At 71.1% G+C, this 18275-nt stretch carries 15 protein-coding genes; 12 read left to right on the top strand and 3 right to left on the bottom strand.

Features of this window, described 5'->3' with window-relative positions; genetic code table 11:
• Positions 1-39: 39 nt before the first annotated feature.
• Positions 40-1098 (bottom strand): hypothetical protein, encoded by a 1059-nt coding sequence (locus OEB96_RS39785; RefSeq protein WP_266222140.1) that lies wholly within the window; start codon positions 1096-1098, stop codon positions 40-42.
• 55 nt (positions 1099-1153) lie between these two features.
• Here OEB96_RS39785 and OEB96_RS39780 point away from each other — a divergent pair, with 55 nt between their 5' ends.
• Positions 1154-1576: a zinc ribbon domain-containing protein gene (locus tag OEB96_RS39780; RefSeq protein ID WP_266222139.1), complete on the top strand. Its 423-nt coding sequence runs from the start codon at positions 1154-1156 to the stop codon at positions 1574-1576.
• A 10-nt stretch (positions 1577-1586) separates the two neighbouring features.
• On the opposite strand, the gene OEB96_RS39775 is transcribed toward OEB96_RS39780, so the two are convergent.
• On the bottom strand, positions 1587-1997 hold the full coding sequence (locus tag OEB96_RS39775) for an MGMT family protein (RefSeq protein WP_266222138.1): 411 nt from the start codon (positions 1995-1997) through the stop codon (positions 1587-1589).
• A 90-nt stretch (positions 1998-2087) separates the two neighbouring features.
• Here OEB96_RS39775 and OEB96_RS39770 point away from each other — a divergent pair, with 90 nt between their 5' ends.
• The 11 genes from OEB96_RS39770 to OEB96_RS39720 all read left to right on the top strand — a co-directional run bounded on the left by OEB96_RS39770 (position 2088) and on the right by OEB96_RS39720 (position 16706).
• On the top strand, positions 2088-3419 hold the full coding sequence (locus OEB96_RS39770; RefSeq protein WP_266222137.1) for an acetyl-CoA hydrolase/transferase family protein: 1332 nt from the start codon (positions 2088-2090) through the stop codon (positions 3417-3419).
• Positions 3420-3558: 139 nt separating this feature from the next.
• Entirely contained in the window at positions 3559-4884 is a 1326-nt protein-coding gene (locus OEB96_RS39765) for an aspartate kinase (RefSeq protein ID WP_266222136.1), read from the top strand.
• Positions 4885-5102: 218 nt separating this feature from the next.
• Complete coding sequence (locus OEB96_RS39760) at positions 5103-6149, top strand: hypothetical protein (protein ID WP_266222135.1); 1047 nt, start codon at positions 5103-5105, stop codon at positions 6147-6149.
• A gap of 107 nt (positions 6150-6256) precedes the next feature.
• Positions 6257-8278, top strand: a complete 2022-nt coding sequence (locus OEB96_RS39755) for a serine/threonine-protein kinase (protein ID WP_266222134.1) — start codon at positions 6257-6259, stop codon at positions 8276-8278.
• Between the two features lie 61 nt (positions 8279-8339).
• Positions 8340-10325 carry a serine/threonine-protein kinase gene (locus OEB96_RS39750; RefSeq protein ID WP_266222133.1) on the top strand — a complete coding sequence of 662 codons (1986 nt, stop codon included), beginning with the start codon at positions 8340-8342 and terminating at the stop codon, positions 10323-10325.
• Positions 10326-10376: 51 nt separating this feature from the next.
• Positions 10377-11657, top strand: coding sequence for a lipoprotein N-acyltransferase Lnb domain-containing protein (locus OEB96_RS39745; RefSeq protein ID WP_266222132.1), 1281 nt, complete (start codon positions 10377-10379; stop codon positions 11655-11657).
• 143 nt (positions 11658-11800) lie between these two features.
• Entirely contained in the window at positions 11801-12604 is an 804-nt protein-coding gene (locus OEB96_RS39740; RefSeq protein WP_266222131.1) for a cysteine hydrolase family protein, read from the top strand.
• Positions 12605-12618: 14 nt separating this feature from the next.
• Positions 12619-13359, top strand: a complete 741-nt coding sequence (locus tag OEB96_RS39735; RefSeq protein ID WP_266222130.1) for a vWA domain-containing protein — start codon at positions 12619-12621, stop codon at positions 13357-13359.
• A gap of 42 nt (positions 13360-13401) precedes the next feature.
• Positions 13402-14205 (top strand): protein phosphatase 2C domain-containing protein, encoded by an 804-nt coding sequence (locus OEB96_RS39730; RefSeq protein ID WP_266222129.1) that lies wholly within the window; start codon positions 13402-13404, stop codon positions 14203-14205.
• Complete coding sequence (locus OEB96_RS39725; protein ID WP_266222128.1) at positions 14202-15983, top strand: hypothetical protein; 1782 nt, start codon at positions 14202-14204, stop codon at positions 15981-15983. The genes OEB96_RS39730 and OEB96_RS39725 overlap by 4 nt, the downstream gene beginning before the upstream one ends.
• A 30-nt stretch (positions 15984-16013) precedes the next feature.
• Entirely contained in the window at positions 16014-16706 is a 693-nt protein-coding gene (locus OEB96_RS39720) for an NUDIX hydrolase (protein WP_266222127.1), read from the top strand.
• Positions 16707-16715: 9 nt separating this feature from the next.
• Here the strand turns inward: OEB96_RS39720 and OEB96_RS39715 are convergent, their stop codons facing one another.
• Positions 16716-18161, bottom strand: coding sequence for an FG-GAP repeat domain-containing protein (locus OEB96_RS39715; protein WP_266222126.1), 1446 nt, complete (start codon positions 18159-18161; stop codon positions 16716-16718).
• Positions 18162-18275 lie beyond the last annotated feature (114 nt).

The raw sequence follows: 18275 nt of genomic DNA, 5'->3' as shown, positions 1-18275 counted from the left end.
GGCGCCGTCGACGATGAGCGAGCTGCCGGTGGATACGGCTCACGAGTCCGCAGGAAACCCGAGCTCCACCGCGACCCGATCCGGCTCCCCCCCCGACTCCACTTCGTATCGAGCAATCAGCGAGCGCAGCGAGCGGCGTCGCAGCACCGGCCCGTACTCGCTCACGAGCCGGCGAGTGGCGAGCATGGCGGCGATCGCCAGCGCGTAGTCGGAATCCTGCGTCGCCCGCAGCTCACCGTCGGCCCCCATCGGTCGCAGCACCGGCAGCGGGCCGGCCGTGGGCCGAAACGACAGCTCGCGAAGCTCGACGCGACGCACCCGCGACAGGCGACTGGGCGGCACGAAGCCCACGACCCAGATTCCCCCTTCCGGCGCGGCGCGGACCTCCAGCCCCTTGCGCGGATCGGACGCGCGCAAGCCCATGCGTCCATCATCGAGCCCGAGCGCCGGGATCCGCAGCCGCAGCGGCGCATGCCGACCAAGCAGCCGCCACGGCGCGCTGGCGGCGAACGCCTCGGCCACGCGAAAGAATGCGGCGAGCCGTGCGTCGTCGATCGCCGCAATCCCGCGGTAGGCATCGACGTCGTCGATCGGTGGGCCGGCGAGCCCCCGCAGCGCACCAGGAGAGCGCATCGCGTCGTCGACCTCGGGCGTATGGCCCACCACCACCTCGATGCCACGTCCGATCGCCTCGTCGAGCAGCTCGACCTGCGCCGGGGCCCCCACGCGGATCCGAGTGGGCGTGCGAAGGCCCAGCGCGTGGCCGCGCTCGAGCGCGCGGCGTACGGTGGCCCCCACGCTCTGCGGCGACATCGAAGACAATGGATCGACGTGGATGACCGTCCCCGAGCCCGCCTCGAGGAACAAGGCCGCGACCGGCGGTAGCACGCGCTGCCCCGGTCGCGTGGTCGTGACCACCAGGCCCAGCACCCACTCGTAGTCGGGGACGAAGCCGGGAAACAGGGGGAACACGTTGGACGCGGAGACCGGCTCGATCGGGCGGCTGGCCAGCGGGCCCGCGGTTGCTTGGCGAGGAGCCGTCCGCTTGCGCACGACCTTGGGGTTGGTCGTGTCCTTGCTGGTGCGCCGCTTCGACATGCCCTGCGCGAACGATAGCGAAAAACCCGTGCCCGCGTGATACCGTGTCGACGCCATGCCGTTCTTGATGTTCGGGTCCAAGGGCAAGGCGCGACGCGTCCCGGACGGCCAATTCGAGAAGCGGCGCTGCCCCGAGTGCGGCAAGACCACCGTGTTCCGCGAGTGCGTGGTGCACAAGACCTATACCGCCTATCACTTCGTGAACCTGTGGAGCTCGGAGTCCACCCAGTTCGCGTGTGACGCATGCGGTGCACTCATGGAGCTCGACCAGACCCTCCCGCCCGAGCTCTCCGAGCGCGAGCAGGTCCAGCAGCGCGCGCTCGAGGCCAAGCAGGCCGCCATCGTGGCCAAGCAGGCCGAGCTCGAGCGCATCCGAGCCAAGCGCGAGGCCGAGGAGCGCGAGGACACCCGGCGCAAGTCGATCGACGACGAGCTGGCCGCCATGAAGGCACGGCTGGGGCTGGGCAAGAACGACTGACGACCGCGGCTCACCGCCGCGAGGCCTTGCTCGGCTTCTTCACGGGCGCCTTGGCCCGCTTCTTCGCCGGCGGCTTGGTCTGCTCCCTCGCAGCGAATGTGTGGAGGTAGCGCTTCAGATCCACCCGCCCGCGCGCGTCGAAGACCACCCCTTCGTCCTCGAGCATCCGCTGCTGATCGCTGGCGCGGTGATGCGACACGCGCCCCTGCGAGTTGATCACCCGGTGCCACGGCACCGGCTCGTGCTCGGGGGTGAGCGCCGCGAGGGCGAAGCCCACGTGCCGGGCAACCCGCGGGGAGCCGAGCCGTGCGGCCACGTGACCGTAGGTGGTGACGAAGCCCGCGGGGACCTGGCGAACCACCGCATACACGCGAGCGTTGAAGCCGGGACCGACGACACGGGGCTCGATGACCGGAACCACGGCGAGCATGCTAACTCGACCGCGACCGCGGGCGCCCGATCGCCAAGGCGTGAGCGCGCACATCGTGCCTCGCCTCGCGGCTGCGTCGCGATGTGCCACGATCCGGGCGGCGCCTTCATGAAGCTGGTCACCGCCCAAGCCGCCGTCGCCTGCATCACCTCCGGTGAGCGGGTCTACGTCCACGAGGCCACCATGGTGCCGCAGTCGCTGCTACGGGCGCTGGTGGACCGCGCGTCCGACCAAGCGTCCGACCATGCGTCCGGGCTCCACGACGTGGAGCTGGTGCACCTGCACGTGGATGGTGCCGCCCCCCACGTCGCCCCCGAGCTGGCGGGCCACCTGCGTCACAACGCGCTGTTCGTGGGCGCCAACACCCGCCGGGCGGTCGCCGAGGGGCGTGCCGACTTCACCCCGGTGTTCCTCGGCGAGATCCCCTCGATGTTTCGCTCGGGCGAGCTCCCGCTCGACGTGGCGATGGTGCAGGTGACCCCGCCCGACGAGCACGGCTACTGCCGCCTGGGCCTCTCGGTGGCGTGCGCCCTGCCGGCGGTCGAGGCCGCTCGCACGGTCATTGCCGAGATCAATCCCAGGGTGCCGCGCACGATGGGCAACTCGGCCATCCACGTCAGCGAGATCACCTACGGGGTGGAAGTGGATCGCCCGCTGCCGCAGGTGGCTCCGGCTGCGTACGGGGCGATCGAGCGAGCGATCGGGGAGCACGTGGCCAAGCTGGTGCCCGACGGGGCCACGATCCAGGTGGGCATCGGCAAGGTGCCCAACGCGGTGCTCGCGGCCCTCGGGGAGCACTCCGACCTGGGCGTGCACACCGAGATGTTCAGCGACGGGCTGCTCGAGCTCGCGCGCCGCGGGGTGATCACCGGCCGCCGCAAGACCCGCTTCGAGCGCCGCGTGGTGACCTCGTTCGCCACCGGCACCGCGGCGCTGCACGACTTCGTCGACGACAACCCGTTCGTGGAGTTCCATCCCTCGCACGTGGTCAACGATCCCAACGAGATCCGCAAGCAGCATGCCATGGTGGCGATCAACTCCGCGCTCGAGATCGATCTGACGGGGCAGGTCTGCGCCGACTCGATGGGCGAGCAGATCCACAGCGGCATCGGCGGGCAGATGGACTTCGTGCAGGGCTCGCTGCGCAGCCCCGGGGGGCGAGCCATCATCGCCCTGCCCTCCACCGCGGGCCAGTGCTCCCGCATCGTGCCGCGGCTGCGGTCGGGCGCCGGGGTGGTCACCACGCGGGGCCACGTGCAGTGGGTGGTCACCGAGCACGGCGCGGTCGACTTGCGGGGCCGCACCCTCCGCGAGCGCGCCGAGCTGCTCATCGGGATTGCGCATCCCGACTTCCGGGGCGAGCTGCGCGCGGCCGCGGCCCTGCGCAACCTCGTCGCTCTGGGCGGGCGCTGAGCGCCAGCATGCCAGCACGACGCACGCCGGCTCCGGCGATCCCGCGTTTGCAGCATCGGTGGACCCGCGGCACCATCCGGCCGCTGCGGCTCCGCCCGCACGGCCAGCCCCCAACGAAGCAAGCGAGAGGGAGACGACCATGATCGTCATGAAGTTCGGTGGAAGCTCGGTTGCCAACCGCGAGCAGATCACCAAGGTCCTCGGCATCGTTCGCGACCGGCTCGACCGCCGGCCGGTGGTGGTGAGCTCGGCGCACAAGGGCATCACCGATGCGCTCATCGACGCGGCTCGCACCGCGGCGTCGGGCTTCGAGCCGGGCGAGGCGGTGATCGAGCGCCAGCGCACGGTGGCCGGCGAGCTCGGCTGCGCCCCGGAGCTGCTGATGCCGCTCTACTCCGACATCCGCGATCTGCTGCGCGGCATCCGGCTGGTGGGCGAGCTGTCACCCCGCAGCCTCGACCACATCTCGAGCTTCGGCGAGCGCATGTCGGTGCGCTGCATCGCCGACTACTTCACCCGCCAGGGCCTGGCCGCGCAGGCGTTCGACGCCTGGGACCTCGGCCTCCACACCGACGACAACTACGGACGCGCCCGCCCGGTGGCCGAGTACGCCGAGCGCATGAAGGCCGCATTCGCCGAGAAGGTCCCGCCCGGCGTGGTCCCCATCGTGACGGGCTTCGTGGGCAAGAGCGCGCGCGGAGTCATCACCACCCTGGGTCGCAACGGCAGCGATCTGAGCGCGACGCTGGTGGGCGCGGCGATCGGGGCCGATGAGGTGCAGATCTGGAGCGACACCGACGGGGTGATGAGCGCCGACCCGAGCATCGTGAAGGCGGCCAAGAGCATCCCGACCATGCGCTTCGACGAGGCGGCGGAGCTGGCGTTCTTCGGCAGCCGGGTGCTGCATCCGGCCACGCTGCTGCCGGCCATCGGCGCCAACATCTCGGTGCGCGTGCTCAACACCAACCGGCCAGGCCACCCCGGCACCGTGATCGAGTCCGCGCCCGAGCCCAAGAGCAGCCCGGTCACCAGCATCGCCTACAAGGAGGGGCAGACGGTGCTGGTGATCACCGAGCCGCGGATGTTCGAGCAGGTGGGCTTCCTCGCGCGGTTCTTCGAGGTACTGGCGCGACACCAGGTGGTGGTGGATCTGGTGGCCACCTCGGAGGTGAGCGTGTCGATCACCACCCACGATCGCGAGGCGCTCGAGCGCTCGCTGCCCGACCTGGCCCCGCTGGGCCGCGTGGAGGTGCACGGAGGCAAGACGATCCTCGCGGTGGTGGGCCGGCACATCCAGCACACCAAGGGCGTGGGGGCCAAGGTGCTCGAGGCCATGTCCCGCGCCGACGTGAACATCCAGATGCACACGTTCGGAATGTCGAGCAACAACATCTCGCTGGTGATCGACGACGACGCGGTCGGACGCGCGGTGGCGACGCTGCATGCGGCGCTGTTCGAGGACTAGGCAGGGCAAGCCCGCCGACGAAGCCCTGCGGTGTCGCAAGGCGACGCCACCCATGACCCCGCCATCGTATCCGCCCCCTCCCGAATTTCGGACAGCGAATGGGACCATTCGCTCGTGCGCGTGATCTACGGCACCCCTGAGACGGCCGTTCGGTCGCGGTTGCGCACCGACGACCACCTCGCCCCCATCGGGCGCCCGCCTCTCGATATGCTGCGACCATGTCCGAAGCTCGGCGTCGTTCCCTGGTCGTCACCGCTGCCCTCGTGGCCGCGGCCTGCAGCACCCCCGACTCGCGCGAAGACACCACCACGGCGGCCACCTTCCCTCCGCTGACCACGGTCTCGTCCGGCACCGACTCCACGACCACCGACACCGCGACCGGGTCCACGATGACCGCCCCGGACGGCACCGCGGACACCACGGCCGCCAACGACGACGATGCGCCCAAGTTCGACCTCGGCGTCCAGCCCGACTCGCTGATCCCCGAGGACACGGGCTGTCGGAAGGTGGACTTCCTGTTCGCGATCGACAACTCGGGCAGCATGTCGGCCCAGCAGACCCAGCTGCTCAACAGCTTCCCGGGCTTCATCAGCGCGATCCAGGCCTCGCTGCAGGACACCGTCGACAGCTATCACGTGGGCGTCGTCAGCAGCGACAACTACGGCTACAACCAGGCGGGCTGCACGTCCATCGGCGATCTGGTCACCCAGACCGGGGGCTTCCAGGCCGCGGGTCAGAACTGCCTTCCGTTCGCGGAGGGCCTTCGCTTCGCCACCGAGCAGGACGACCTCGGGGTGAAGTTCCCCTGCGTCGCGCAGATCGGCACCAGCGGCAGCCCGATCGAGCAGCCCGTGACGGCCACCATCGCCGCGCTGTCCGATGCCAAGGCGGCCCCCGGCGCCTGCAACGAGGGCTTCCTGCGCGACGATGCGATCCTGGTGGTGGTGGTCGTCACCGACGACCCGCCCTACGACCCCGACTTCGACGACGCCCACCCCGGCACGAACACCGCAGGCTGGTACGACGCGGTGGTCCAGGCCAAGAACGGCGACCCCACGGCGATGGTGGTGATCGGCTTCGTGCCGTGGAGCAACGTCAGCTGCGTGGTGTTCGGGATCGAGAGCCCCAACCTCATCGGCTTCGTGCAGTCGTTCGGCGCCCAGGGGGTGCTGGCGTCGGTGTGCGAGCCCGACTTCGGGCCGATCTTCGCGCAGACGGTGCAGACGATCGTCTCCACCTGCGAGAACTTCGATCCCCCTGGCTGACGCCCGTCCGCGGACCCACGTCCCCGCGGGGCGCCGGCCTGGGGCCGATCTCGGGGGAATCTCGCGCTCCCCCGGCCCGGCGCCCGACGGTGCTACCCTCGCGCCCCGTGGCCGAGACGGTCCCGTACCGCGGCGAACGCCGCAGCCCTGGCCCCGACTCGCCTCCCTCCGCGGGTGACAGCAGTCGGGTCACTGCGTTCGATCAGACCCTGCCATCGGGCAACGAGCTCGACACCAGCAACCTGGGAGAAGGCGACAAGATCGGGCGCTACGAGGTGATCGAGCGCGTGGGCGCGGGCGGCATGGGCGTGGTCTACAAGGCCTACGACCCCGAGCTGCACCGCGAGGTCGCGCTCAAGCTGCTCAAGTCGAGCCGCAAGTCGGGCCAGGCCGAGCTCAAGCGCCGCAAGCGGCTGCTCCGCGAGGCGCGAGCCATGGCGCAGCTCTCCCACCCCAACGTGATCCCCGTGTACGACGTGGGCGAGCACGGCGAGGGCCTGTACGTCGCGATGGAGTACGTGCTGGGCGCCAACGCGAGGCAGTGGCTCAAGAAGGAGAAGCCGCCCTGGCGCCGCACGCTGGGGGTGTTCCGGGCCGCGGGGCGAGGGCTGGCCGCCGCTCACACCGCGGGACTGGTCCATCGCGACTTCAAGCCGGCCAACGTGCTGGTGGGCGACGACGGGCGCGTGCGCGTGCTCGACTTCGGCCTCGCCCGCGCGGTGGTCGACGAGCCCGAGCCCGAGCCCGAGCCGAAGCCGGCCCCGGGCCTGCGCGACGAGCCCGAGCTCGAGGGCCACTGGTCGGAGACCCTCACCGCCGATGGCACCATCCTCGGTACGCCGATCTACATGGCGCCCGAGCAGTACGCCGGCAAGCCGGCCGACGCTCGCACCGACCAGTACAGCTACTGCCTGGCGCTCTACGAGGCGCTCTACGGCATGCTTCCGTTCGGCGAGGGCTCGGTCAAGGATCAGGCGCGCGCCAAGTACCGCGGAGAGATCCGCGAGCCCCCTTCCGGCTCTCCGGTGCCGTACCGGCTGTTCCACGTGCTGCGCAAGGGCATGTCGCCGCGGCCCGAGGATCGCTTCGGCAGCATGCCCGACCTGCTCCGCGAGCTGCGGACCCTGCACGAGGACGCGCAGTCGGAGGTCTCGCCGTGGCGCTCGTGGTCCGTGGTGGGGGCGGTCGTGGGGCTCACGGTCGGACTGGTCGCGGTGGCCGAGCTGTCACGATCGGAAGCAATCGTTCCGCCCACCCCGACCGTGTGCCCCACCGCGGCCGAGGCGCTGGCCGACACGTGGAACGACGCCCACCGCGACCGGCTTCGCGAGGCGTTCGTGGCTTCCGAGGTCGCCGGGGCCGAGGATCGCTTCGGCGAGGTCGCGGCTCGGCTCGACGCCCAGGCCACCGCCTGGACCGCGCTCTACGAGCAGACCTGCGCCGAGCCGCCCCACGGCAACCGGCAGGCTCGCCTGCACCGCGCCCGGCTGGCCTGCCTCGAGCGGCACCGCGTGGAGCTGGGCTCGTTCGTGGAAGCGCTCGATGCTCCTTCGGCCGTGGTGATCCACCGCGCGGCGTCATCCGTGCACGGGCTGTCGCCGCTCGAGGACTGCGAGGACGAGAAGTCGCTGCTCGCAGCGTCGGATCGCGATGCGGGCCGAGAGCAGCGCGCCGTGGAGCTCGAGCGCCGCATCGCCCGGGCCAAGGCCCTGCGCACCACCGGACGGCCCCAGGAGGCACGCACCGAGATCGACGAGGTGGTCGACCGGGCGGGAGTCGAGGACCTCCGCCCGGTGTCCGGGCGGGCCCTGCTCGAGCGTGCCTACCTCCACCGCAGCACGGGTGATCTGGCCGCGGCCGAGCTGGATCTGCGTGCCGCCTACTTCAACGCGGTGGCCGACCGTCGCGCCCGGGTGGCCGCCACCGCGGCCATCGGCCTGGTGGACGTGCTCGCGGCCCTCGGCCGGACCGACGACGCGCTCGCATGGTCCGAGCATGCCAGGGCCCACATCGATGCCCTCGATCCGGCACAATCCCTCGATGCGGCGCTGAGGCAGGCACTGGCGCTGGTCGGGGCCGCTGCGAGCAAGGGGCCACCCACACCTGCCCCGACCGAGCCCAGCCGATGATCGTGAGGGCAACCGCGAGTGAAACGAGCGCTCGACGCCCGCTCACTGCTAGACTCGCGGCGTGAGCCAGGCCGGTAGCAAGGACGAGTCCGAGGCCGCTCGATCGATGCGGCAGCCGACCTACCGCTATCGCCAAGACCTCGAGTGGTCCGAGCCCACGCACGTGAGCCTCGGTACGATCGCCTTCGACCAGGCCCCGGCCCAAAGCGACCAGCCGCCGGTCGACGAACGACCGGCAAGGAGTGAGCCGACCGAGGATGCGTCGACCGATGCCGAGCCGGACGAGGCCGATGCCCGAGCCGAGGCCGAGGCCGAACCCGAAGCCGAGGCCGACGCCCAGCCCGACGACGCCCCGCCGGAGGACGCCGAGAAGGTCGAGGCGCCCGGGCTCGCGGCCCTCAAGGCCAAGCTCGTCGCAACCCCGCCCCGTCCCAAGAACGCCGAGCCGCAGCGCGGCGCGATGCTGTCGTCCGCCTCGATGAGCGCGGCCCGGCAACACCAGGTGGTCGAGGCCGACCGCGAGCTCGAGCGCCAGGAGCACCTGGCCACCGTCGGCCGCATGAGACGCTTGATGCCGCTGGCGGTGGTGCTGTGGCTCGGATTCTTCTTCGTGGACTGGGTCCTGGCCACCTGGGTCGTTCCCGGGCCCCTGCTGCCCTACCTGGGGCTGCGCTTGCTCGGCGTGCTGCCCATCCTCGCCTCGTGGTGGCGACTCTCGCACGGGCCGATCCCCAGCCCCCGCCTGCTGGCGGGTCTCGACCTGGCCATGACCAGCAGCTCGGCCACGATCCTGTCCGCGATGTGCCTGCTGTCGGGCGGCCTCACCAGCCCGTATGCCACGTACATCGCCATGGTGATCGCAGGTCGAGCGGCGTCGACCCCCGATCACTGGCGCACGGGCATGGTGCGCCTGGGGGTCCCTGCGCTGGCGAGCCCGGTGGTGCTGGCGCTGGCGCTGCCGCTGTCTCCCGCGCTGCAGCTCCAGCTGGCCGACGCAGGGGCCCGCGGGACCTACTTCTTCTACTTGATGCTCATCGGAGGTGCGTGGGGCCTGTTGGTCATCGCGAGCCACAACGCGTGGACGCTCCGCCGTCAGGTGTTCCGCACCCGCAGCATCGGCCGCTACCGCCTCGAGCGGAGGATCGGCGAGGGCGGCATGGGCGAGGTGTGGGTGGCGTGGGACGAGCAGCTGCGCCGCGACGTGGCGCTCAAGATCCTGCGCCCGGAGGCCGGCACCCAGGCCGACGCGGTGGCCCGCTTCGAGCGCGAGATCATGGCCACCGCCGCCCTGTCGCACCCCAACACGGTTCGCATCTACGACCACGGCTCGACCGACGACGGCCTGTGGTACTACGCGATGGAGCTGCTGTCGGGCGTCGATCTCTACGACATGGTGGCCACCGACGGGCCGCTGTCGCCGGCCCGAGCGGTGCACGTGGGGCGGCAGGCCGCGGGTGCCCTGGCGGAGGCGCACCGCCGCGGGATCGTGCACCGCGACCTCAAGCCCGAGAACATCTTCGTGGCCGAGCTCGGCGGTGAGCCCGACTTCGTCAAGGTGCTCGACTTCGGCATCGTGCGCATGACCCAGAGCGACGAGCCGCGCCTGACGGGCACGGGCTGGGTGGCGGGCACGCCCGCCTACGTCTCGCCCGAGGTGGCGGCAGGCGGCGATGCGGGCCCCGCCGCCGACGTCTATGGCCTGGGCGGGGTGCTCTACTTCGCGGTCACGGGCACGTCACCCTTCGATTCCACCAACTCCGCGCAGCTGCTGCAGCTCGCGGTGACGACCACGCCCGATGCTCCCTCGGCGCGCCTGGGTCGACCGGTGTCCCCGCGACTCGAGGCGACCATCATGAAGTGCCTGGCCAAGCGGCCCGCCGATCGCTTCGCCGATGCCGGAGAGCTGGCTCGAGCACTCGATCGATGTGCCATCGAGGAGGGCGGCAGCCGGGAGCCCGAGCCCGACCCGACGCCACCGGCCTCCGCTCGTCGAGCCGGTGCAGCCGCCGGGGCCAAGCGCCGCACCGCGGTCCGCATCCCCGACTAGCGACACATCGACCGTTGGCCCCAGCGACGAGCTCGTGCGATGGTCAGCGGGATGCATCGACGGCTACGGCTCGAGCTCGGGCTGCGGAGGATCCGGATCGCGCTGCTCGCCGTGCTGCTGCACGTGCTCCACACCGCCATCGCCCATGCAGCCCCGGACCCGCACGAGGCCCAGGCCGCGCGCTACCGCGTCGATCTGCTCACCATGGGGCCAGGTGATGCGCTGCCCACTCGAGGAGGGCACGCCGCGCTGGCCGCCTGCGAGCTGCTGGCCGACGGGCGCGAGCTGTGCATCGTCTACAACTACGGCGACGCCAACTTCGACGAGTCCTGGCTGGAATTCCGCTTCGTGTTCGGGCACGTCAAGGGGTTCTTGAGCATCGTGGGCAACGTCTACGATGCGGCCGAGCTCTACGGGCAGCTGCAGAATCGCGACGTCTGGCGCCAGCGCCTGGCCCTCGACGACGCGCAGGCACGACTCGTGGCCGAGCGGCTGGCGTGGCAGGCCCTGCCCGGAAATCGCGAGTACGCCTTCCACCACCTCGATGCCACGTGCACCACGGGCATCCGTGAGCTGCTCGACGAGGTGCTCGACGGCCAGCTCGCGGCCCAGCTCGGCGGGCACCCCGAGCCGTGGACGATCCGCGACTACCAGCAGCTCGTGTTCGACGAGCTCGTCATCATCGGCCCTCTCGCCGACGCCGCCTTCGGCCGGCGACACGACGGTCCGATCGACCAGTACTTCGCGCTGCTGTGGCCGTGGAAGATGCGCGAGTACCTGCAGGACGTGCGGGTGCCCGACCCCGCGGGAGGGGACGCCCTCGTTCCACTCGCAGGCCCTCCCGAGCTGCTGGCCGAGCGCCAGGGGCCACCCGCCATCGCCGACCGCAACCGCTACTCGTGGTGGATCTCGGGCCTTGGTGCGGGGCTGGTGCTCGTGGGAGCCGTGCTGCTGCGGCGACGCAACGCGGTGCCGTCGCGGGTGGCCGGGTGGTGGCTACTGGCGTGGAGCCTCCCGATCGGGAGCCTGGGCCTGGTGCTCACGATCCTGTCGGTGGGGTCCTCGGTGCCGGAGCTGCGCGACAACGAGCTGGTGCTGAGCACCGTGGCCACCGATCTGCTGCTGTCGAGGCCCGCGATCGCCTGGGTGCGAGGGCGCACCACGGTGCCGCGCTGGCTGCGGACCTACGCGAAGGTGCGGCTCGGGGTCGTGGGCCTGGCGGTGGGTGCCCGGGGCGTGGGGTTGTTCGTGCAACAACCCTGGGTGCTGCCGGTGGCGAGCCTCGTGTGTGGGCTGTCGCTGTGGTGGGCACTACGGCCAGCCCGGGCGTAGAGCGAGCCATGACCGCATGAGCCCGTGAGCTTGGTCGCAGCACGCGGGCGAGCGTCTTTCGCTTGCGTCCGGACTATTTTGGTCGTAATGACCACAATATGGTCCGAAAGACCAAAATAGCTCGAGCCCGACGGAGCACCGCCATGCCCAAGATCCACCTCGTCGTCATCGACCCCCAAAACGACTTCTGCAACCCCAATGGAGCGCTGTTCGTGCCCGGCGCCGACGAGGACGTGAAGCGGCTCGCGCGGCTGGTCGACCGCCTGCGCGACGAGCTCGACGACGTCCACATCACGCTCGACAGCCACCGCAAGGTGGACATCAGCCACCCCATGTGGTGGGCCGATCCCCACGGACGCGCTCCCGCGCCCTTCACCCGCATCACCGCGAGCGAGCTGTGCGACGGGCGCTGGACCACCACCCAGCCGAGCGCGTTCGACCGCTCGCTGGCCTACCTGCGGGCGCTCGAGGGCAGCGGCCGCTACCCCCACGTGGTCTGGCCCTACCACTGCCTCATCGGCGACGAGGGGCACAACGTGGCGCCCGTGCTCTCGGCCGCGATCCATCGCTGGGAGGAGCGCTTTGCGATGGCGGACGTGATCACCAAGGGCAGCAACCCGTGGACCGAGCACTTCTCGGGCGTGCAGGCCGAGGTGCCCGACCCCGAGGATCCCTCCACCCAGGTCAACGTGGGCCTCATCCGCACGCTCGAGGAGGCCGACGTGGTGCTGATGGCCGGGCAGGCGCTCTCGCACTGCCTGGCCAACACGGTGCGGGACATCGCGGCCCAGTTCAGCGACCCCAAGTACGTCTCGAAGATCCACCTGCTGCGCGACGCGACCGGCTGCGTGCCGGGCTTCGAGAGCTACGGCGACGACTTCATCCGCGAGCTCACCGCCCGCGGCATGAAGGTCACCACCACCACCGACTTCCTGGCTGCGGCCTGAAGGAGATCGAACTCATGCCAGTGCTCACGTCCAAGACCATGGTCACCCAGCGCCTCGGCGCGTCCAATTTCTCGTTCTCCGGCACCCGTGTGGGCGATCTCGGGGCCACCGAGTACACCCTGGTGGGGATCGCCGCCGACGTCAGCGCGAGCGTGACGTCGTTCAGCAAGGAGATCGAGGGCTGCATCAAGGAGGTGGTCAAGGCCTGCCGCCGCTCGCCCCGGGCCGACAACCTGATGCTGCGGCTGGTCACCTTCAGCGACAGGCTGCGCGAGGTCCACGGCTTTCGCCCGCTCACGCAGTGCCCCGAGGCCTCGTACGACAAGGTGGCCCGCTGCGGGGGCATGACCGCCCTCTACGACGCCTCCACCACGCTGGTGGAATCGATCGGTGCCTACGGCAAGACGCTGAGCGACGCCGACTTCGACGTCAACGCGATCGTGTTCGTGATCACCGACGGCGCCGACAACAAGTCGAGCTACGACGCCAAGGCCCTGGCCAAGGCGCTCGCCGGCATCCGCCGCTCCGAGCACGTGGAGTCGATGGTGTCGGTGCTGGTGGGGGTCAACGTGGCCGATCCACAGCTCGACCAGTACTTGAAGGACCTCGCCCGTGATGCGGGCTTCACCCAGTACCTGCCCATTGGCGACGCAAAGGCGAGCTCGCTGGCCCGGCTGGCGCAGTTCGTGTCGCGATCGATCTCGGCGCAGTCGATGGCGCTGGGCTCGGGGGCCAGCCAGACGATCGGGTTCTGACGCGAGCCCGACCGAGTGACGACCACGAGGAGCACGACTGCGATGCACACCGATGCATGGTTCTGCCTCGGCGACACCCATGTGGTGTGCGAGGACTTCGCTCTCGCCGGGCGCACCGCGCTCGGCGAGGCCTACGCCATCGTCTGCGACGGCTGCTCGTCGTCGCCCCAGACCGACGTGGGGGCTCGCCTGCTGGCGCTGGCGGCCCAGGCGTGCCTACGCCTCGGCCGCCTCCCCGATGCCGAGGAGGTGGTGGAGCGAGCGGCCCGGGCGGGAGCGCTGCTCGAGCTGCCGCCGCGAGGTCTCGACTCGACCTTGCTGGTGGCGCTGACCGATGCGGAGCGCTGTCGCGTGCGAGTGTTCGGCGATGGCGTGGTCGCGGCCCGACGACGCGACGGCGGCTTGCACGTGCATCGCTTCGAGCACCCCGACGGCGCGCCGCCCTACCCGAGCTACGGGCTGGATCCCGAGCGCTTGGCCGCGTGGCGGCGGTGCTGCGCTCCGGTGGTGGTGGAGCACCGCAGCGGGACCGGAGCCGGAGTCGGGCCCGAGCCCGTCTGCATCGAGCACGAGCACACGCCGGAGCTGACCCTGCGCATCGACGAGCTGACGAGCGTGACGCTGGGCTCCGATGGGCTCGACGCGATGGTGGCGGTCGACGACGGGGTGGCCACCCCGCTGCCCGTCGCGACCGTGCTCGAGCGCCTGTTGTGCTTCCCGCGGCCGCAGGGGCGATTTCTGGCCCGACGCGGCCGCCGGTTCCTGCGTCGCGAGTGCGCGCGCGACGGCTGGCGCCCCACCGATGATCTCGCGCTCGCCACGATCTTGTGGCCGGAGGCGGCATGAGCATCGCGCTGGCATCCACGGGACTGCCTGGCCCAGTCAACGGAGGGGTCGACGGAGGGGTCGACGTGTGGACCGACGCGGGCGAGCGCGTGAGCCTGGGGCCCGATGACTTCGTCGCGGGCGGAGGCGAGGGCAACGTCTACGCGGTGGGCGATCGCGGCTTCAAGCTCGCCCACGACCCGGCACGCGCATGTCCGGTGGGGAAGATCGCCGCGCTGCGCCGCATCGCCGACCCACGCGTGCTCGCCCCGCGGGGCGGGCTGCATCGTCGAAGCGGGCGGCGGCGGATCCACGTGGGGCACGAGCTGCCGTTCGTGGCCAACGCCCGCACCGCCTGCGAGCTCGTGCCCATCGCCTTTCGACGCCGCCATGGGCTGCCCCCCACCACCATCCCCGCCTTGATCGGATCGCTGCGCGAAGTGGTCGAGTCGGTGCACGCCGCGGGCTGCCTGGTGGTGGACCTGAACGAGGCCAACGTGCTGGTCTCGCAGGACTTCTCCACCCCGTATCTCATCGACGCCGACAGCTTCCAGGCGCCGGGCTTTCCCGCCACCGCGATCGTGCCCGCGGTGCACGACCCCACGCGGGCGATCGGCGACTTCGACGAGTCGACCGACTGGTTCTCGTTTGCGGTGGTGGCGTTCTCCCTGCTGGTGGGGATCCACCCCTACCGCGGCAAGCACCCCACCGTGCACGGACTGGCCGCGCGCATGAAGGCGGGGATCTCGGTGTTCGACTCCGCGGTGAGGGTGCCGCGGGCATGCCTGCCGGTCGGCTCGATCCCTCGGCCATGGCGCGACTGGCTGGAAGCGGTGCTCCAGCACGGCCAGCGAACGCCACCCCCGATCACGAGCGTCCAGGGGCTGGTGTCGACCGGACCTGCGCAGCCGCGGGCGCTGGCCGCCAGCTTGCGGATGATCGAGCGGACGCGCATGCCATCCGCCGGGCGTGCGCCGATTCGTACGCCCATTCGTACCGTGGCCGAGCTCCACGGGCACCTGCTGGTCCACGCCGGCGATCGCGTCCATGTCGACGGCCAGGAGCGCCTGCGCTGCGAGCACCCGCTGGTGTTCGGCGCGTCGCCACGCGGGCGCAGCGTGGCCGCATGGGTGGAGGGCGGATCGCTTCGCCTCCACGATCTCGAGGCCAGCGTCGACATCCCGTGCCAGGCGGCCGCGCGCGGGGTGACCTCGGTCCGCGGCACGCTCTTCGTGACCTGCGGCGACGAGGTGGCGCGCGTGGAGCTGCTCGACGTGGGCTCGCGGCTGGTGGCGGGCCTGCGGCGCGCCGTGATGATCGCCCCCCGCGCCTCGCGGCTGTGGCGGGGCTGCGTGGTACAGCAGTTGCTCGGGGCGACCACCGTGTCGCTGCTGTCGGAGACCGGCGGCGCCGAGCAGCGCCGCGTTCCCGAGCTCGATGGCCTCACGATCGTCGATGCGATCCACGAGCGCGGGGTGATGGTGGTGGTGGCGGCTCGCGACGGCGAGCACGAGCGCCTGGTGCTGCGCTTCGGGCCTCGCGGCCACCACGTGCGCCGCGAGGCCAACCTGCCCGCCCACGCCGCTCAATTGGTCGTGCTCGACACGGGCGTGTGCGTGAGCCTCGACGCCGACGATCGCCTCGAGCTGTTCATGCGCCCCCATGCCAGCGCAGGCGCCCGCTGGGTCGACGATCCCGCGGTGGGCGGCGACTGGCTGCTGCACCCCGGAGACGGCTGCCTGCTGGTCGCCGTGGGCTCGGTCGTCTACGAGGTCACCATGCATGGCCGCACGGGCTGATACGCTCTGGGCGACCGCCGCCGCTCACCAATGCCCAGGATCTACGATCACCCCCGCCCGGCCATCGCGGTCGACATCGTGGTGCTCACCATCCGGCACGAGCGGCTGCAGGTGCTGCTGATCGAGCGCGCGCTCGAGCCGTTCGCGGGCCAGTGGGCGCTCCCGGGCGGCTTCGTGAAGGTCGAAGGCGGCCGCGGCGGTCGGGGTGAGAGCCTCGACGCGGCGGCCCGCCGAGAGCTGCGCGAGGAGACCGGTCTCGACGTGGACGAGGTGTGGCTGGAGCAGCTGCACGCGTTCGGAGCCCCCAGCCGGGATCCGCGGGGGCGGGTGGTCTCGATCGCGTATCTCGCGGTGGTCTCGCCCGATCTGTTCTCGCGGGTTCAGGCGGCCACCGACGCCGCCGCCGCGCGATGGTTCACGGTGGACGAGCTGCCGCGACTCGCGTTCGATCATGCCGAGATCCTGGGCTTCGCCCTCGATCACCTGCGCGCACGCCTGAGCCAGGACCCGCGCGTGGCCTTCCACCTCGTGCCCCGCGAGCTGACCATCGGCGATCTTCGGCGCGTGTACGAGATCATCGAGGGCACCACCTACGACAAGGCCAACTTCCGCCGTCGATTCCTGCGCCTGGTGGACGAGGGCAAGATCGAGCCGATCGACGGTCAGCAGAGTACGGGCGGGCGACCGGCCGCGGTGTATCGCCTGGTCGAGCGTGCCGACTGAGCGTGCCGGCTACGGCTCGGTCCGCGCCACGCCCACCTCGCCCGAGGGTCCGATCGCGAACAGGGCATCGGTGAGCAGATCGCCGTCGAAGTCGGCCCCTTCGAGGTCGACCATGCCGCTATAGAGCCCAAAGCTGGTGCCGGTGGCCAGCCCTCCCGCACCGTCGCCGGGGTAGATCGTCAGCAGATCGACCATCAGGGGCGCGGTGCGGGTGAGGACGTCGGGGTTGCAGTCGGCATCGACCTCGCCGACGACCGCGTAGCGCCCCGCGACCGGCATGGGGTTCGGTACGAACGTGCCGTTGCCGACGCCGATGAGCACGTGCACCTCGTTCTGCAGCGAGTCGGCCACCACGAGATCGGGGATCCCGTCGAGGTCCATGTCGCCCACTGCGACGTCGTTGGGCCCGAACACCGAGGTCGCCACCGGGGTCGTGCTCGGCGCCTGCAGCACGCCGCCCACGTTGGGGAACACGGCCACGGTCTGGCTGAAGGTCACCGCCACGTCGAGATCGGCGTCGCCGTCGAAGTCGGCCAGGGCGAGGTCGCGCCCCTCCACGAGCGCGGGATCGGCGAGCGACGACGACATCCCGAAGGACTGGTTGCCGAGCCCGTAGTACACGGTGACGCCGAGCGCATCGCTCACGACGGCGTCGTCGAGGAAGTCGCCGTCGAGGTCGGCCACCACCACCGCATGAGGCGCCTGCGCCAGCGGGGTGACCACGGGGAACCCGAACGCACCACCGCCGTCGTTCTCCAGCACCAGCAGGCTGGGCGGCGACGTGAAGGCGACCACGGCATCCACCCAGCCGTCCTCGTCCATGTCGCCCACGGCCACGTCCCGCGCGCCCGTGTTCGCCCCCATCACCAGGCCGTAGGTGTCGTCGTGAACGAGGTTGCCGAGGCCATCGTTGAGCAGCACCGCCATCGCGGCCGGGAACTCCACCAGCACCATGGCGTCGGGATCCCCGTCGTCGTCGAGATCGCCGGCCCACACCCGCGTGGCGAACGTGCCCATGTCCTGGAGCGGCGGCACCATCTCGTAGCAGAGCTCTCCGGCCACGACCTGGCCGTCTGCGCACAGCATGTCGCCGTCGGGGTAGGTGGGCTGGCACTCCTCCATGCCACCCGAGGTCCCCGTGCTCCCGTCGGTGGTGCCGGTGCTGGCCTCACCGCTCGAGCCCGTCGTCGCTCCGGTGCTGGCCTCACCGCTCGAGCCCGTCGTCGCCGTCGTGGTCGTGGTGCTCGAGCCGGTCGCGGGGTCCATGGTGGTCTCGGCCGGGGCGGACGAGCCCTCGCTGCTCGAGCCCGTGCTCGTCGTGGACATCGTGCCGACGACCGTCGTCGAGCCATCGAGGCTGGCCGTCGACGACGAGCCCGTGCCGCCAACGATGGGAACGTCGTCACCGCATGCCACGAGCGAGCAGAGCGCGAGGATCGAGATCCGGGGGTGCATGGTTTGGCCATGGTAGTCGCTCACCCGTCGATCGCGACATCGATGTCACGGGTTCAGACACCGGCGCCCGACCCTCGAGCGCCTGGGGCCGCCAACCCCCTGCAATCACACGGG

Source organism: Paraliomyxa miuraensis (assembly GCF_026337845.1).
In the GTDB taxonomy this organism is placed as follows: Bacteria; Myxococcota_A; Polyangia; order Nannocystales; family Nannocystaceae; genus Paraliomyxa; species Paraliomyxa miuraensis.
Note: the sequence above shows the minus strand (reverse complement) of the source record. Positions and strands in the feature narration are given on the sequence as shown.

Bases quoted from the DNA above. Each gene is read 5' to 3' on its own strand.
- OEB96_RS39785 (WP_266222140.1), bottom strand. From the start codon at position 1,098: ATGTCGAAGCGGCGCACCAGCAAGGACACGACCAACCCCAAGGTCGTG.
- OEB96_RS39780 (WP_266222139.1), top strand. From the start codon at position 1,154: ATGCCGTTCTTGATGTTCGGGTCCAAGGGCAAGGCGCGACGCGTCCCG.
- OEB96_RS39770 (WP_266222137.1), top strand. From the start codon at position 2,088: ATGTGCCACGATCCGGGCGGCGCCTTCATGAAGCTGGTCACCGCCCAA.
- OEB96_RS39765 (WP_266222136.1), top strand. From the start codon at position 3,559: ATGATCGTCATGAAGTTCGGTGGAAGCTCGGTTGCCAACCGCGAGCAG.
- OEB96_RS39760 (WP_266222135.1), top strand. From the start codon at position 5,103: ATGTCCGAAGCTCGGCGTCGTTCCCTGGTCGTCACCGCTGCCCTCGTG.
- OEB96_RS39745 (WP_266222132.1), top strand. From the start codon at position 10,377: ATGCATCGACGGCTACGGCTCGAGCTCGGGCTGCGGAGGATCCGGATC.
- OEB96_RS39740 (WP_266222131.1), top strand. From the start codon at position 11,801: ATGCCCAAGATCCACCTCGTCGTCATCGACCCCCAAAACGACTTCTGC.
- OEB96_RS39735 (WP_266222130.1), top strand. From the start codon at position 12,619: ATGCCAGTGCTCACGTCCAAGACCATGGTCACCCAGCGCCTCGGCGCG.
- OEB96_RS39730 (WP_266222129.1), top strand. From the start codon at position 13,402: ATGCACACCGATGCATGGTTCTGCCTCGGCGACACCCATGTGGTGTGC.
- OEB96_RS39725 (WP_266222128.1), top strand. From the start codon at position 14,202: ATGAGCATCGCGCTGGCATCCACGGGACTGCCTGGCCCAGTCAACGGA.
- OEB96_RS39720 (WP_266222127.1), top strand. From the start codon at position 16,014: ATGCCCAGGATCTACGATCACCCCCGCCCGGCCATCGCGGTCGACATC.
- OEB96_RS39715 (WP_266222126.1), bottom strand. From the start codon at position 18,161: ATGCACCCCCGGATCTCGATCCTCGCGCTCTGCTCGCTCGTGGCATGC.